We start from the raw sequence: 15823 nt of genomic DNA, 5'->3' as shown, positions 1-15823 counted from the left end.
CAACTTTTGTTTACATTCCGATTTGTCCTTTGTCCTTTGTCCTTTGCTAATGACTAATGACCAATGACCAATGACCAATGACCAATAACTAACCAGTAAGAAAGACGTATGCGCCCCAAGCCTGTGCTGCAACAGCCAAAAAAGTAGACCAAATGGGATGAGGGCTATGAATGGTTTTACCACTTTGAGTTTCTAGGGTTTGGATATCGATCCAAGGTGTTGCTCCTCGCCGGAACCAACCTGTGACGATAATTTGCCGCCCGATAAGATCCTGGTGATTGACTGACTGTCCTAGCCAAGAAATATGATGTAATTTCACCAAACCTGCGCTGGATTGAAGAATTAAATCTTGCGCTAGGGAGTTGCTAGTACCTTGACGACCTAATAATTTACCCACAAGACGCACGCTGACGCTATCAATAGGTAAGGCAGAAGGGTCAGCTAACAGGTTGGGTAAGCTGTCATCAGTTTGCACGGTGGACGGTTTAATATCGGGAAAGAAAGAATTAATCCGCATCACAGTACCAATGCTAAAGCCAATCAGAAGGCAGCCTGTAATGAAAGACCAATCTTCATATATCCACTTTAGATTTAAAAACTTGAGTGTGAATGCTAGTTGCCAGGTTAGCCAGACGAAAGCTGCAAACAGAACCCCTAGAGGAATTCCTAACCAGGGAGCGACTTGTAATAGAAAAGACTGACGCTTAACCTTTGATGGTTCGCTTGCAAAATGTAGTTCGGTGTCTAGATGCCAGTGACGGACTATTTGGCAGAGGCGTTCGAGGCGATCGCCCATTAAAGGATGGCTATTATTAATCGTAAACCATTGGCGATAGGGATTGGCTGTATCCCACTTCAAAAAGGATTCAAAAGATAGATTACTGGCAATAGTTCCTAAAGATAAACTCTGTTGGTAGCTGACTGGTGTTAAAAGATTTAAGCTTTCCAGTTGCCAACTGGTGTGTTCTTGTTTTTGGATATCAGCGGCAATGCCAATGGCGATTTTGAGTAAAGCGCGAATCAGGGCATTGGGATTACCAGTAATTTCAGCGGCGACGCGATCGCTATAATAAAGCCGCAACCGCGACAACCACAATGCAGTTCCAGTTAGCAAACACCAAATTCCATAAATTAAACTCCCCAGAATTGTCACCGGCCAGCGCCAAATTGCTGATATTTTGTCTCCCAACTCCGACACTTGCTGATATAGCTTATGAGTTGGTAGTGTCACCAGTAGCAACAAAGACATTACAGCAAAATCCCAGTGAGCAATATGCCCTAGCTGCGTGGCGTAAATAATGGCGATTTCATCATCTGCCAACTGCTCTAATAGCCCTTGACTCACAACAATCCTGGCATTACGTGGTAAACTACCATAAGTCAGAATAATTGGTGCAGCCGTTGGTAAAATCCGCAGTTTGGGTAACGGCCAGTGCCGCTGTTGGCAACAACGTTGTAGCACCCGAATAGCTTCGCGGCTATGGGTATTCAATACATCTTTGGGAAATTCTCGCTGACCATACAAGTTCGCTAGTAGCAGATCCAGCAACCAAGGTGATACTCCGATTAAAATCACCAAGACTATTAGCAACATCTGAGTAGGGTCATGGTATAAAAGTTGTATCGGTTCCAGATAAGGTAGTTTGACTAAAGTCTGATTGATGAATCCCAATGCTAACTTGAGGATTTCTCGTATTACCCAAAACAAGGCGATGAATGTTCCTGCTGACAGTAGCCGCAAGGGAATTAGTTTTGGTTTACGTAATGGTTGCCATGCTCTGGCGCGTTGTGCTTGTCGCCAATAAATAACGCCGAATAATTTGGCTTGGGTGCGGGTAACGGAACCCATGAAGCCGCTTAGGGGCGTAGGTGGTGTCGCTAATGTAGCTTTGAGTCTAGCTAGTGGCACCATCGGCGGGATATCGTCGCTTTTGGTTTCTATTACTTGCTCGTTCGGCTTTTCCTCTAATGTAGGAGTTTCCGGGGGAGTCACGGAGGTTGAATCTGGAGTTGAATCTGGAGTTGAATTCTCAAAGGCAACAAATCCAGTTTCGATTTTTTTTGATTCTTGCTCAGGTTTTTTACGTTTTGTTAGGTGTTCGAGAGCGCGTCTTGCCCACTCTTGAACTTGCGGATTGTTACTCTCAATGAGATTCTGGGAAATAGCGATCGCTTTGGGAACTTCGCCAGTGCGAGCATAAGCCATCACTAAACCAACTTGGGCTTGTAAGCTAGCAGTAGCATTGCTTTGAATACTAGCAATAGGTTCTAGTTGAGCGATCGCTGTTTGGTAATTTCCTTGCTTGAGGGCAACTAAACCAGCCTCCAAAGATGGTTTGGCATGTGAAGGCATACAAATTCTGGCACTCCAATCTCTTCTAAATGATCCACGTTTGTGCAAAAGCGCGAACCCCGGATGCCGTGGAAATCAACCGCGCCCAGTTAAATTTGTCAAGTGAACGATAAAGATTGAATAAAGGCGTCAGTCGTCAGAATTCAGTTGGATCTCCTGTAGGAATAATTCTGAATTCTGAATTCTGGATTCTGTATTCTTCTTCACTCCTCCACTGGTTGTTGACTAGAAAATACTGGGGCGATCGCGCTTAATTTTAACTCTGGATGGTCGCCCAATAATTGTTGACAATTCCATTCATTACGGAATAGCAACACTGGCCGTCCCATACTGTCTTTAACTGTAGTGGTATTGAATATTCGTCCCACTTTTTCTAATGCTTCCCAACCACCCTCAACCCAACGGGCGACACTGTAGGGCAATAAATCTAATATGGTTTCTACACCATACTCATTTTGTAAGCGAAACTGCACTACCTCGAATTGCAACTGACCCACCGCCGCCAAAATTGGATCGCGCTTGGCTTCATCAGTTGAATACATAATTTGTACAGCACCTTCTTCTCGCAATTCCGCAACGCCTTTTTGGAATTGTTTAGACTTCGAGGGGTTGGGATTCCTCAAAGATGCAAACAGTTCCGGTGAAAAATACGGAATCCCCTCATATTCGAGCTTTTGTCCTGTGTAAATTGTATCTCCGATCGCAAAAACACCGGGATTATTCAAACCGATCACATCGCCAGGATAAGCCACATCAATCGATTCTCGCTCTTGAGCAAAAAGTTTTTGCGGGCGAGATAGACGGATAAGTTTACCAATGCGGGCGTGATTCACCATCATATCTTTTTCAAACTTACCAGTGCAGACCCGGATAAATGCGACGCGATCGCGGTGTTTCGGGTCCATATTCGCTTGCAGTTTAAAGACAAACCCCGAAAACTCAGGGTATGTAGGAGCAACTTCGCCAACACTGCTGTAATGAGAACCGGGTTTAAGGGCATAGTCGAGGAAGTACTTGAGGAATAACTCTACCCCAAAGTTAGTCATGGCGCTACCAAAGAACACAGGCGTCATTTTGCCTTCGTGTACCAGCTGCAAATCTAGCTCTGGCCCAACTCCTTCTAACAGTTCTAGATCGTTTTTCAGTTGGTAGTACAGGTTTTGTTCTAGCTGTTCTTCTATTTTCGGATCGCCTAATTCTACTATCGTATCACGGGCTTCTCGGCTACCGTGGGCGCTGCGTTCAAACAGGTGTATTTGTTGCTTGTGTCGGTCAAAAACACCTTTAAAGCGATCGCCCATGCCAATCGGCCAGTTGACTGCATAAGTTTGCAATCCCAATTCTTGCTCAATTTCATCCAACAATTCCAGAGGCTCCCTTCCTGGGCGATCGAGCTTGTTGATAAATGTAAAGATCGGGATACCCCGCAACTTACACACTTCAAACAATTTGCGCGTTTGGGGTTCCAAACCTTTTGCCGCATCAATCAACATCACGGCATTATCAGCGGCGGCGAGGGTACGATACGTATCTTCACTGAAATCTTGGTGTCCGGGAGTGTCTAATAAATTTATTTGACAATTCCGGTATTCAAATTGCAATACTGTGGAGGTAATGGAAATACCCCGTTGTTGCTCCATCGCCATCCAGTCAGAGGTAGCCTTGCGCTGTGCCCGTCGCGCCTTAACAGCCCCAGCCTCGTGAATTGCACCCCCATACAGGAGTAGCTTTTCAGTTAGTGTAGTTTTACCTGCATCGGGGTGAGATATAATCGCAAAGTTGCGGCGAAGTTCAACTGCTTGAATAAGTTCAGACTGAAGTTCAGTAGACATAAATGTATTTGTTTGTTAGCTAGCTTAATTTTTTTTGACTCTGGCAAGTCTTTTAATCTTAAGACAACGATGCTCATGATAGGGTCGTAGTATAACCAACAATCTGACTAAATAGGAGAAAGCAATGTACGACACAGACAAGCGAAAGCTTCTATCTGCTTTGTCTCATGGAGCGATTTTTTTCAGCACAACAGTGGTATCTGTAGGTATACCTATCGCCATAATGCTTGTATCTGACGATCCTGTTGTTAAAGAAAACGCCAAAGAATCCATCAATTTCCACTTTAATGTCTGGCTTTATGGAGGAATTCTGGGAGCGCTGTTTTTTCTATTTGGTTGGTTAGTGTTACCTCTATTATTGTTGGGACCACTAGCCGGTCTGGGATATCTATTACACTGGGGATTAACAATTTGGGCACTCATCGGAGTTTTCAACAATCCTGATATACCCTTCCGTTATCCCTATATTTTCCGAGTTTTTTAACACAAATTATCATTGGGCATTGGGCATTGTCAGTTATCTGCTACTGAGTACAAAATTTCATTAATTCGTAGCGAATTCTCTGCGTGCCTCTGCGTTGACCTCTGCGCCACTTTGCGTTTATATTTCCACCCTCAATTCTCCAAGATTTTGCCAACAGATGGTCTTATCATTTTGAATTTTGAATTGCTTCATAATGTTATTTTTTTCCAGTCCGTCGGATAGGTGCAACCCAGCTGTAGAATACAAAATTGCCCCACAACTTGATTAAGAGTAGGGCAAAGGACAGTTAAGCACTGTTTGTAGTCTGTCTGACGGCAGGAAAATTTTACCCTGCTTTTGTGACGCTTTATTTTGTGTCCATCTGCGTTGTTTTTCTTCATAAAATTTTATGTTTCCTACACACCGCCCCCGTCGTCTGCGTACACATCCCCAATTGCGCCGGATGGTTCGTGAAACTGTTTTAACAACAAGCGATTTAATCTACCCACTATTTGCCGTACCGGGTGAGGGAATCGCTAATGAGGTGAAATCGATGCCTGGAGTCTACCAACTTTCGGTAGATAAAATTGTCGAAGAAGCAAAAGAAGTTTACGATTTAGGAATTCCTTCTATTATTTTATTTGGGATTCCGGCTGATAAAGATGTGGATGCCACTGGCGCTTGGCATGATTGCGGTATCGTCCAAAAAGCAGCAACGGCGGTAAAAGCAGCAGTGCCAGATTTGATTGTAATTGCTGATACTTGTTTGTGTGAGTATACTAGCCACGGTCATTGTGGTTATCTGCAAGTTGGCGATTTAACAGGACGAGTTTTAAATGACCCAACTCTGGAATTGTTGAAGAAAACAGCGGTTTCTCAAGCAAAAGCTGGTGCCGATATCATCGCGCCTTCTGGGATGATGGATGGGTTTGTGCAAGCAATTCGTGTGGGTTTGGATGAAGCAGGATTTCAAGATACGCCGATTTTGTCTTATGCTGCTAAGTATGCTTCGGGTTATTATGGCCCATTCCGGGATGCCGCAGACTCGACACCACAATTTGGGGACAGAAGAACTTACCAAATGGACCCAGGTAATGCCCGCGAAGCGATTAAAGAAATTGAATTAGATATCGCTGAAGGTGCTGATATGCTCATGGTTAAGCCAGCCTTGGCATACATGGATATTATTTGGCGCGTCAAGGAAGCAAGTAACTTGCCCGTTGCGGCTTACAATGTTTCTGGTGAGTATGCGATGGTGAAAGCTGCGGCTCTCAATGGTTGGATTGATGAAGAGAGAGTGGTTTTGGAAACTTTAACTGGGTTTAAACGCGCTGGTGCAGATTTGATTTTGACTTATCATGCCAAAGATGCGGCGCGATGGTTAAAGTAGGCTAGGCTTATTAAATAATAATTTAGTGAGAAATCTCACGCAGACAGACGTCTGAGCGCCGACTTCCGGCGCTCAGAACTTCCCTGGGTGCAAAGACGCAAAGTTGTGTTTTGGTGTTTGGGCGTGAGATTCTTTATATTTTGGCTATTGTGATGCTTGCGGTAAATGTTCGCCTACGCAACTTTGGACAGTATATCGTCAAAAACCTTTCGAGTGGGTGTTATGGGGATAGCGATCGCAAGCGTTACACAGTTAACTTCAAAATATGAAAAAGAAGGTTGTCAATTAGAGATTTTGTGATCAAAGTGATGCCGAAAGGTTAACTAGAACTGAGCCATTCTCTAACTATAATATTTGATGACTTTGTAATTTCTGGTTATACAGAATTGTAAAAATTAGTTATTTCTTGGTGGATTGAACCTTTCCCATGTTGAAGGCAGACTAAATTTCCTGTATTATGAATTGCTTTTGCACCAAATCTTTGTATATTGGAAGTTGTTTATCCAACAATATGATAGGCAAGCTTGTCCAGCACCCGCCGCACCCATTGTTCTTTTAAATTTACCAAAGTTTTTAAAACCTTCCCCTTTTATTTTGGGAAGAAATTCTGTTCTTGATGCTAGTTCTTTTGCTATTTAAATTATTGCTACAACAGATTTTTTACTCTGGTGTGACTTCAGTTAAGTTGGTATCTTTCAAATGTAAACTTTTTAATATATTTTATACGTTTACTCTACGTTTTATTACATAAACAAATCAGCCGCATTTGCCAGAGGATAAGGCGATCGCTTATAAAGCTCATAAAACATCTAAAATCGAAATTAAATAGCTTTGATATAGTTATGGCAATCACTCGCTCTATGCTAGGGGCCGTTTATTTAAAAAACCTAAACTCTAACTAGTGCGATCGCTCACTGTATTTGCGACAGCAGCACGATAAAATTCTAAAACCATAATCGTACTAAAAGGTCTAAATGGCAGAAACACTATTCTTCAACGCCTTACGGGAAGCCATCGATGAAGAAATGGCGCGTGACTCCAGCGTATTCGTTCTCGGTGAAGATGTAGGACATTACGGCGGTTCCTATAAAGTTACCAAAGACCTGTACCAAAAATATGGCGAACTCCGCATTCTAGATACCCCCATCGCTGAAAATAGCTTTACTGGGATGGCTGTGGGAGCCGCAATGACTGGGTTGCGTCCGATCATTGAAGGCATGAATATGGGCTTTTTACTGCTTGCCTTCAACCAAATATCCAACAACGCTGGAATGCTGCGCTATACTTCTGGCGGTAACTTTAAAATTCCGATGGTAATTCGCGGCCCTGGAGGTGTGGGACGGCAGCTAGGCGCAGAACATTCCCAGCGATTAGAAACCTACTTCCAAGCTGTGCCAGGCTTGAAGATTGTTGCCTGTTCCACACCAAGAAACGCTAAAGGACTGTTGAAATCCGCTATCCGTGATGATAATCCAGTGTTGTTCTTTGAACACGTTCTGCTTTACAACTTGAAAGAAGATTTACCAGAAGAAGAATATTTACTACCTCTGGATAAAGCAGAAATTGTCCGTACAGGGAAAGATGTGACAATTATTACTTACTCGCGGATGCGCCATCATGTAGTGCAAGCCGTAAAAACTCTTGAAAAACAAGGATACGATCCAGAAGTTATCGATTTAATATCCCTCAAACCATTAGATTTTGATACCATTGGTGCATCAATACGTAAAACTCATAAAGTCATTGTTGTGGAAGAATCGATGCGAACTGCGGGTATTGGAGCAGAAGTCATCGCCTCAATAAACGATCGCTTATTCGATGAATTGGATGCGCCAGTACTGCGGCTTTCTTCCCAAGATATTCCTACACCTTACAACGGCAATTTGGAAAGACTAACAATCATCCAACCAGAGCAAATAGTAGAAGCTGTGGAAAAAATGGTGGCGTTGCGAGTCTAGGGACTAAAGACTGACGGGGCAGAGGGGCAAGAGAAGAATAACAATGCCCAATGCCCCATCCCCAAACTCCCAACTCATAACTCCTCAAAAGAGCGCTATTATAGCGTTTGTCAGTTGCGAGTTATGGTATGCAAAGACAGCGATCGCTATTCATTTTGATTTTAGTCCTGATAATCGCCGCTATTACGGTGATTGCCACAATTCCGATACCTCTTGGACTGGATTTGCGCGGAGGTTCACAGCTCACAATTCAGGTGAAACCATCAGCGGAAATTCCCAAAATCACCGACCGAGAATTGGAAGGTGTGAAAAAAGTTGTCGAAGGTCGGATTAATGGTCTGGGTGTTTCTGAGCCAGTAATCCAAACAGTTAGCTCAGATAAAATCTTGGTGCAACTACCAGGAGTCAACGATCCAGAGCAAGCTGAACGGGTGTTAGGGGGTACGGCGCAGTTAGAATTTCGTACCCAAAAGCCGAATACAGAAACTCAACTACTTGCTTTTCAAGCATCAAGAGCCGAATTGAAATTCAAGCAAGAAGAGTTAAGAAAAAGTACCGACAAAGCGGCAATTGTCAAGAATCAAGAAAATTTACAGAAAAATAATCAAGCGATCGCAGAATTGTTTGAAAGCACCAATCCACCGCTAATTGGCAAATACCTCAAGGATGCCTATGGTGAACCCACTCAAGGTAACAACTGGAATGTTGCCATTCGCTTCGACGAAAAGGGTGGTGAACTGTTTGCCAATTTGACGAAAAATCTCGCTGGTACTGGGCGTAGCATTGGTGTTTTTCTAGACAATGAAGTTATTAGCGCTCCTACCGTGGGTATAGAATTTGCCGCGACTGGCATTACTGGTGGCTCTGCTGTGATTACAGGACGGTTTACTGCCCAACAAGCCAATGACTTAGGTGTGCAACTACGCGGTGGGGCATTACCCGTACCAGTAGAAATAGTTGAAAACCGTACCGTCGGGGCAAGTTTAGGTAAAGATAGTATTCAACGCAGTATTTACGCTGGTATTGGCGGATTGCTGTTAGTATTAATTTTCATGTTAGTTTACTACCGACTACCAGGGTTAATTGCCGACTTTTCTTTGATTATCTATGCGCTATTGACTTATGCCACCTTCGCTTTGCTAGGCATTACATTAACTCTCCCCGGTATTGCTGGGTTTATCCTCAGTATCGGCATGGCAGTTGATGCTAACGTATTGATTTTTGAGCGCACCCGTGAAGAACTACGTGCTGGTAAAACTTTATATCGTTCTGTAGAGTCTGGATTCTACCGAGCTTGGTCTAGCATTTTAGATAGTCATGTCACATCATTAATTTCTTGTGCAGCACTGTTTTTCTTAGGAGCAGGTTTAGTTAAAGGCTTTGCTTTGACATTAGCGCTAGGGTTAGGGGTGAATTTGTTTACTGCCATTACTTGTAGTCGCACACTGCTTTTCCTAACATTGGGATTTCCCAACTTGCGTAAGCCAGAGTTGTTTTGTCCCAATCTCTCAACGTCAATTAAGTCTGGTGCGGAGGTACAGTCATGAAATTTAGTGTCATCAAACGTCGGAGACTTTGGTGGACAATTTCTGCCACCCTGATGATCCTTAGCATCGTGGCGATGGTGATTTCTTGGCAACAACTAGGCGCACCACTACGTCCCAGTTTAGATTTTGTTGGTGGTACGCGACTACAATTTGAACGCGATTGTACACAACCAAACAGCTGCACTCAACCGATTGAAATTTCTGATGTTAGGGAAGTAGTTGACGCTCAAAAGCTAAATAATAGTAGCATCCAAGTTGTTGGTCAAAAACAACAGGGAATATCCATTCGCACAAAGACATTAAATGTCGAGCAACGCACCCAGTTGCAAACAGCTTTGAGTGAAAAAATTGGAGTCTTTAACCCGAAAGTCACTCAAATTGACACTGTTGGCCCAACACTTGGTCGTCAGCTATTTTCTCAAGGGTTATTAGCTCTGGTTGTCTCCTTTGCTGGGATCGTTATTTATTTAAGTGTGCGGTTCCAGGTGGACTATGCCGTAATCGCAATTCTTGCCTTGTTCCATGATGTTTTGATTACGCTGGGTGTTTTCTCCATCTTAGGATTAGTAGTAGGTATTGAAGCTGATAGCCTTTTCGTCGTTGCTATTTTGACTATTACTGGTTTCTCGGTGACAGATACCGTGGTCATCTACGATCGCATTCGGGAAATACTGAGTCAACATCCTAACGATCGCATTGACAAAGTTGTTGATGATGCAACCAATCAAACTTTAACGCGATCGATTAATACCACGTTAACTGTTTTGCTAACATTATTTTCCCTATTCCTATTTGGCGGCGAAACCCTGAGAAACTTCGCCCTGACCTTAATTATTGGATTTACAATGGGTGCATATTCAAGTATTTTCGTCGCCAGTACTCTCCTAGCTTGGTGGCGAGAGCGCAGGGGTGAATCCCAGGTGCTAGACAGCGCTGAGTCGATTGATACATCTCCCACTTCTCAGGATAGTTAAACTTGTGTATATTTCACAATTGGGTGAAAGCATTTTGAATTGCTTACCCATGCCTTGCAATCTTATTCCCCTATGGATCAACCGAAAGAACCATTAAATACTGTCCCAGACTTTGAGAAATCTGACCCATCATTTGCTCAACAAGTACAAAGGCTACATCAGCTGACAGTATATGGCAGGTGGCTGTTTGTCGGCTGTCTATGGCTGACCATTGCGCCTGTTTCCTTGTGGGGTCTACGTGCAGAAATTGCTCTGTGGCAACAATATTTTACCTGGGTGGCAGTGAGATTTGGATTGTTCTACCATCCACTGTCTACCTTCGGTCTAGCCTTTTGTCTGGGGATGACTGCTGCTGTTTTAGTTTGGCAAAGTCGGAATATTCTACTCGGACTACCACAGCAGGAAAAACAACGTTTAGAAAAACAAGTTTATCGGATACGTCAACAGGGAGCAACTCATCCTCTATGGAAGTGGGTTTGTCATTAAATTTTCTTTCTCTACACGTATAGCAATTTATAGCAAAATATGACTTAACCATACTAGACATCTGCTGAAAAAGAATGTAGAGACTTAGCAGTGCTACGTCTCTACAAGATTTCTGGATAATACATATTTAATTTCACCAAATGTCTGCTCAAAGATACTGCCAAAAGTGGATGCCATACATGAACCATCTTCAGATTAAATTTAGTGATCGCAAGTCTGAAATTGACCTTTATCAACTCCAAGAACTGTTAAACGTTTCCGCTTTCTGGGCAAAGGGACGCAGTATTGAAGATTTAGGTATAGCCATTGCCAATAGTGAGCCAGTGATTTCTGTTTGCGATCGCGATCGACTCATTGGCTTTGCCAGAGCAACATCTGATGGCATCTATCGCGCCACAATTTGGGATATTGTGATTCATCCAGAGTATCAACATCGTGGGTTGGGAAGCAATTTAGTAGAAACCATTTTGAGACATCCCCGCATGAGGTCGGTTGAGCGCGTTTATCTGATGACTACTCACCAACAGGGTTTCTACGAAAAGATTGGTTTTCAACCCAACACTACTACTACGATGGTACTACATAACCGAGCTAACCGTACTTTCCTTGCTGCTACAGAAGTTCAGCTTCAGGAATCACTAGGGGGATAGAGATTTGTAGTCTGGTAAGCTGCTGAAGTGGTTCCTTGACAGTGATCGAGGGCAAGATTTCTAACTTTCCTCCCATAACTTCCAGCAGAGTCTGATTGATTAATAGCCTCATTCCTGGGGAAAGAGCAGTCTTCTTTTGGTCAATCTGGGTCAACCGATCTTCAATTTGGAGCAAATCAATCGGCTCACTCCAGGTCATAGCATGGGTTGGGATATCTAGCCAAATGGTTACAAAATTGTTTATAGGTAGGTTGCTAGTGGAAATACAAATGCTGCCTTCCTCCATCTGAGTAATGGCAGTGTCTATTAAACTGATTAATACTTGGCGGAGCCAGAGGTAATCTGTCAAAACATAAATTTCTGGGTCGGCGGCTAATAATTGTAAGGGAAAATTGCGATTTGCCGCCAGCATATAAGTTAAGTCATGAACCTCATCTAAAATTTCGGCTAAGGGTCTGGGCTGAATATCTAATTTATTGGTGCCGTGTTCAATTCTAGCAACATTGAGAATTTCATCCATTAGCTTCAGCAGTTTCAGCGTTCGCTCGTGAGCTTGGACAATAAATTCTCGCTCTTCAGCTGGATCTTCACACAAATCTGACAAAATTAATTGATGTAAGCCAATCAAACCATTAAAAGGCGATCGCAACTCATGGGTAGTCCGTGCTAAAAAACCAGCTTTAAACTGGCTCATTTCCTTTGCCATCAGGTATGCCAGCTGTGTTTGCTGTAACTGTTGGGATATTGGTGGCATATCCTGTTCAGCTAATGGCGCTACTGGGGATGAGCTAGATGAAACATTAGGCGATGGCTGCGGCGGGCGTAGCCATCGCCCAAATAACTGACGGAAAACCATACCTAGTGCTATTCCTACTCCTAGATATATCCAGTTGCTCCAATTCATATCTGGCAATTATTAACTTGCTAATTAACTACAACAGCGCAAACTAAAGTTTCAGATTTCTCTGTTGTTAAAACACGAAAACAACATTATAGCTACCTATACTTGGTTATCAGTTGATAAATCTAACTCAATTGCACCTTGCCGCAATATCTGCCAATTTATCCCTGTCCATTTAGCAACGGTGGAAGGTATACCCATCCCTGGTATTTCACCCTGGTATTCTGTCGTTGCTAAAGTCAGAACCTTGGGAAACTGATTCTCAATTTCTGCCATTTTTTGCAGAGGCGGCTGACCAGAAAAATTGGCGCTAGTGGTAGCAAGAGGGCCTGTTTGAGCCAAAATAGTTTGAGCGATCGCACTGTTTGGTACTCGAATGCCAATTGTTGTAGGATCGATGGGATTCATAACTTTTGGTAGGCGTTGACTCGCTGGCAAAACTAATGTCAGCCCTCCTGGCCAATATTTATCTGCTACTTCTTGCCAAACTTTATACTCGTTCTCACTACCTTTGACATACAGCCACAAATCTTTAGCATTAGCAGCCATCAAAATCAAAGGTTTGTCTTGACTACGTTGCTTCGCCGCAAAAATTAATGCTGCTTTTTCTGGTACTACTGCAAGTGCCGGAACAGTATCAGTCGGAAAGCTCACCAAAAGACCAGCACGTGCGCCAGCTATTAGATTTGTTAGAGAAACTTGTGTCATTTTTATCGGGTTTGGCATGGGACATTTTTCCTATTCCCTATGCCCCATGCCCTATTTCCTAACTTTTGTAGGCCAGGGCAAAGCGTTCAATTCCAGCTAAATCAGCGTGAATTTGAATTTTATAATAGCTACCTTGATTTTGTAAAAGTTCTTGCACTGTATCTGCCTGTCCAGCCATCATCTCAATCAGCCACACGCCACCAGGTTGCAAATAAGTGGGGGAGATTTCGATCAAATGGCGAATGCAATCTAAGCCATCAACGCCACCATCTAAAGCTAGATGCGGTTCGTGGTTAACTACTTCTGGTTGCAAAGTAGGTAAAGTACTGGTGGGTATGTAAGGAGGATTTGACACCATACCACTGAACTGACCTTTTAAGAATGCCAGTGGCTCCCACCAGAAACCTTGATAAAATTTAATCCGGTTAGCAAAACCTAAATTATGGGCATTGGTTTGTGCGATCGCCAGAGCTTCTAAACTGTAATCAACTGCATGAATTGTTGCTTTTGGCAAGACATCTGCTAATCCCAGTGCGATCGCTCCACTCCCAGTACCCAAATCTGCCCAGTGTCCTGAGGCATTGCTAGCAGATGCTTCAGCTAAATCAATTAAACACTCTGTCTCTGGTCTGGGAATTAAAACCGCATTCGACACCCCAATTTTAAACTGACGCCAGGGTGTAACTCCCACAATATACTGCACTGGTAAGCGGTCATTTAATCGCCTCTGCCATAGCTGCTCTAACTCATCTAGCGGCAATTGCAGCTGGATTTGCGGCCAGTTTTTAAAAGACTCCAAACGCAGTGCCAAGCGGTCTAACCCAGCAACTTCTAAAAGTAGCCAATCTACCTCCATTGGTGGCACATCAGTGGCGATCGCTGCTTTAAGAGCTGCATTCCGCCACTGCCAAAGTTGTAAACCAGAAACTATTAAATGTTTCTCCCCCATACCTCAACCTTGGAGCGCATATCCGTTATTTTTTCGGAGCGGGGGCAGCCACAGGCTTGGCCGCTGGTGATTGATTTGGCGCAAGGGAGCGAATAAAGTTGATCGACTCCCGTGATGGATACAGAATAATTTTATTGATACTAGGATCGCTGCTGCTATTGAGAGCTTCCATAACACCGTACAAATCCACCACCTGAATTTCAGTATTGGCTGCTTCCTTTGGCACGGCTTTTTTGAATTCCTCTAACAGAGCCACTGCTTGCTCTTTCTCAAAAAAGAAAGGGATGTATCGCTCATTACCTTTAGCAAGGGGAATAGTCAGATAGCTATTATCTTTCTTAAATTTGGGTACAAATAAGGGAATACCATTGAATTGCTCTACCTTTTTACCATTTTGATTTAGCATACTTGTTGCCGAGGCTACCTGCTCTTGCGTCGGCACTAAAGTATAAATCACAGAATCTGATTTCTTTTTGCTTTCTTGGACTATTTTATAGTAGTCTGCCAAAGACAAAGGTCTAACCTGTAGCGTGCCTGCCAACTGGGGATTTTCTTTTTTGAGCCGATTGTCAAGGAATTTTTGAGCATCTTGCTTGCTAATAAAAAATCCTACTTGTGAGACCGGCTTGGATGCGTTGTTTCTCGAAAGAACTACGAATTCGCCTTTAGGATTGGTAAGCGTGAATACAGGTACTTCTTGGAGCTTTTTCACGACCTGATCTTGTGGCAAGGCGATCGCCTCTAGATTGCCCAGTCCTGGCATATTGCCTATTCCTGAAAGCCCTGTTAAAAATACACTGCCAGCTATACCCAATGTCGCACCTAAGCGAATAAATGATTTCATGACTGCTCCTCGCATCAATAGTCCAATTAAATTAAACAAATGGTTGGATTTGCACAGCACCAACTAGCTTTAGTTATATAGCAATCTATTTGAGTTGTGAAAAATTCATTGTGCGCGTTGAAGTTGAGTGTTAAGCCTCAACGGTCAAAATCCAATGTTCCCTAACTATTTAGAGTTGCTATAGTATCGTTTTCACAAATTGGTTGTGCTAACGTTGTGTTTTTCTAGGTTTTGCTTCGCTATTGACCGCGAAATGTCGTAGATGCCTATTATATGTCTTCTCAAACAGCAAAAAGTCTCTCGCTCTCTCCAACCTTGGAGATGATAAATGCTATTTTATCGGCTTTTTCTAATATTGGTTGACGCTATTACTTAATCAATCGTTCCATCTGCGATTGGTTTAATATCTTCTCAAAGATATACAAAACTCAGTGTCAAAAATCACCTTACTACTTAATGACAAAATTTGCCTGTTAGGCTTCAACAACAGAACACCCTAATTAGTCTTCTCTATAAAAATATCCAATTAAATTGCAGATTTAGCAAAGAAAGCCTAGCTAATTACCTTAACTGTTAACTATATTAATTAAATCGGGATGACAGGATTTGAACCTGCGGCATCCTGCTCCCAAAGCAGGCGCGCTACCAAGCTGCGCTACATCCCGTTACACTTAATCTACTTTTTTGGGTTTGGTTTTATCCCATCAAAGCGATCGCACTTCACAAAAGTGTTAAACCAATCATATCACATAACACCGCTCATGCCTA

13 protein-coding genes and 1 tRNA gene are annotated in these 15823 nt (G+C 43.0%); 7 read left to right on the top strand and 7 right to left on the bottom strand.

Annotated elements, in window-relative coordinates; genetic code table 11:
- Positions 1-88 precede the first annotated feature (88 nt).
- Both NLP_RS17740 and prfC read right to left on the bottom strand, forming a co-directional pair.
- Positions 89-2353 carry a M48 family metallopeptidase gene (locus NLP_RS17740; protein ID WP_104907544.1) on the bottom strand — a complete coding sequence of 755 codons (2265 nt, stop codon included), beginning with the start codon at positions 2351-2353 and terminating at the stop codon, positions 89-91.
- 203 nt (positions 2354-2556) lie between these two features.
- Positions 2557-4185 (bottom strand): peptide chain release factor 3, encoded by a 1629-nt coding sequence (gene prfC / locus NLP_RS17735; RefSeq protein WP_104907543.1) that lies wholly within the window; start codon positions 4183-4185, stop codon positions 2557-2559.
- Between the two features lie 124 nt (positions 4186-4309).
- Between prfC and NLP_RS17730 the strand changes: the two genes are divergently transcribed.
- From NLP_RS17730 to NLP_RS17700, 7 genes are all read left to right on the top strand, one after another.
- Complete coding sequence (locus NLP_RS17730) at positions 4310-4669, top strand: DUF4870 domain-containing protein (protein ID WP_104907542.1); 360 nt, start codon at positions 4310-4312, stop codon at positions 4667-4669.
- Between the two features lie 388 nt (positions 4670-5057).
- On the top strand, positions 5058-6038 hold the full coding sequence (gene hemB, locus NLP_RS17725; protein WP_104907541.1) for a porphobilinogen synthase: 981 nt from the start codon (positions 5058-5060) through the stop codon (positions 6036-6038).
- A gap of 974 nt (positions 6039-7012) precedes the next feature.
- Positions 7013-7996: an alpha-ketoacid dehydrogenase subunit beta gene (locus tag NLP_RS17720; RefSeq protein ID WP_104907540.1), complete on the top strand. Its 984-nt coding sequence runs from the start codon at positions 7013-7015 to the stop codon at positions 7994-7996.
- 128 nt (positions 7997-8124) lie between these two features.
- A complete protein-coding gene (secD, locus tag NLP_RS17715; RefSeq protein WP_104907539.1) occupies positions 8125-9543 on the top strand; it encodes a protein translocase subunit SecD in 1419 nt (472 codons plus the stop codon).
- Positions 9540-10517 (top strand): protein translocase subunit SecF, encoded by a 978-nt coding sequence (secF, locus tag NLP_RS17710; protein ID WP_104907538.1) that lies wholly within the window; start codon positions 9540-9542, stop codon positions 10515-10517. Before secD ends, secF begins: the two co-directional genes overlap by 4 nt.
- Positions 10518-10589: 72 nt before the next feature.
- A complete protein-coding gene (locus NLP_RS34235; RefSeq protein ID WP_104907537.1) occupies positions 10590-11003 on the top strand; it encodes a hypothetical protein in 414 nt (137 codons plus the stop codon).
- A gap of 179 nt (positions 11004-11182) precedes the next feature.
- Entirely contained in the window at positions 11183-11653 is a 471-nt protein-coding gene (locus NLP_RS17700; RefSeq protein ID WP_104907536.1) for a GNAT family N-acetyltransferase, read from the top strand.
- Here the strand turns inward: NLP_RS17700 and NLP_RS17695 are convergent.
- The 5 genes from NLP_RS17695 to NLP_RS17675 all read right to left on the bottom strand — a co-directional run bounded on the left by NLP_RS17695 (position 11616) and on the right by NLP_RS17675 (position 15720).
- The gene (locus NLP_RS17695) at positions 11616-12557 is read right to left on the bottom strand and encodes a sensor histidine kinase (RefSeq protein ID WP_104907535.1); all 942 of its coding nucleotides are present in this window, start codon (positions 12555-12557) and stop codon (positions 11616-11618) included. The genes NLP_RS17700 and NLP_RS17695 overlap by 38 nt on opposite strands.
- 96 nt (positions 12558-12653) lie before the next feature.
- A complete protein-coding gene (locus NLP_RS17690) occupies positions 12654-13262 on the bottom strand; it encodes an L-threonylcarbamoyladenylate synthase (RefSeq protein WP_104907534.1) in 609 nt (202 codons plus the stop codon).
- A 58-nt stretch (positions 13263-13320) separates the two neighbouring features.
- Positions 13321-14211 carry a peptide chain release factor N(5)-glutamine methyltransferase gene (gene prmC / locus NLP_RS17685; protein ID WP_104907533.1) on the bottom strand — a complete coding sequence of 297 codons (891 nt, stop codon included), beginning with the start codon at positions 14209-14211 and terminating at the stop codon, positions 13321-13323.
- Positions 14212-14236: 25 nt separating this feature from the next.
- Positions 14237-15055, bottom strand: a complete 819-nt coding sequence (locus NLP_RS17680; RefSeq protein ID WP_158680444.1) for a Tic22 family protein — start codon at positions 15053-15055, stop codon at positions 14237-14239.
- 591 nt (positions 15056-15646) lie between these two features.
- A tRNA-Pro gene (locus tag NLP_RS17675) sits at positions 15647-15720 on the bottom strand.
- Positions 15721-15823 lie beyond the last annotated feature (103 nt).

The organism is Nostoc sp. 'Lobaria pulmonaria (5183) cyanobiont' (assembly GCF_002949795.1).
Lineage (GTDB): Bacteria > Cyanobacteriota > Cyanobacteriia > Cyanobacteriales > Nostocaceae > Nostoc.
Note: the sequence above shows the minus strand (reverse complement) of the source record. Positions and strands in the feature narration are given on the sequence as shown.

Bases quoted from the DNA above. Each gene is read 5' to 3' on its own strand.
- NLP_RS17740 (WP_104907544.1), bottom strand. From the start codon at position 2,353: ATGCCTTCACATGCCAAACCATCTTTGGAGGCTGGTTTAGTTGCCCTC.
- prfC (WP_104907543.1), bottom strand. From the start codon at position 4,185: ATGTCTACTGAACTTCAGTCTGAACTTATTCAAGCAGTTGAACTTCGC.
- NLP_RS17730 (WP_104907542.1), top strand. From the start codon at position 4,310: ATGTACGACACAGACAAGCGAAAGCTTCTATCTGCTTTGTCTCATGGA.
- hemB (WP_104907541.1), top strand. From the start codon at position 5,058: ATGTTTCCTACACACCGCCCCCGTCGTCTGCGTACACATCCCCAATTG.
- NLP_RS17720 (WP_104907540.1), top strand. From the start codon at position 7,013: ATGGCAGAAACACTATTCTTCAACGCCTTACGGGAAGCCATCGATGAA.
- secD (WP_104907539.1), top strand. From the start codon at position 8,125: ATGCAAAGACAGCGATCGCTATTCATTTTGATTTTAGTCCTGATAATC.
- secF (WP_104907538.1), top strand. From the start codon at position 9,540: ATGAAATTTAGTGTCATCAAACGTCGGAGACTTTGGTGGACAATTTCT.
- NLP_RS34235 (WP_104907537.1), top strand. From the start codon at position 10,590: ATGGATCAACCGAAAGAACCATTAAATACTGTCCCAGACTTTGAGAAA.
- NLP_RS17700 (WP_104907536.1), top strand. From the start codon at position 11,183: ATGAACCATCTTCAGATTAAATTTAGTGATCGCAAGTCTGAAATTGAC.
- NLP_RS17695 (WP_104907535.1), bottom strand. From the start codon at position 12,557: ATGAATTGGAGCAACTGGATATATCTAGGAGTAGGAATAGCACTAGGT.
- NLP_RS17690 (WP_104907534.1), bottom strand. From the start codon at position 13,262: ATGACACAAGTTTCTCTAACAAATCTAATAGCTGGCGCACGTGCTGGT.
- prmC (WP_104907533.1), bottom strand. From the start codon at position 14,211: ATGGGGGAGAAACATTTAATAGTTTCTGGTTTACAACTTTGGCAGTGG.
- NLP_RS17680 (WP_158680444.1), bottom strand. From the start codon at position 15,055: ATGAAATCATTTATTCGCTTAGGTGCGACATTGGGTATAGCTGGCAGT.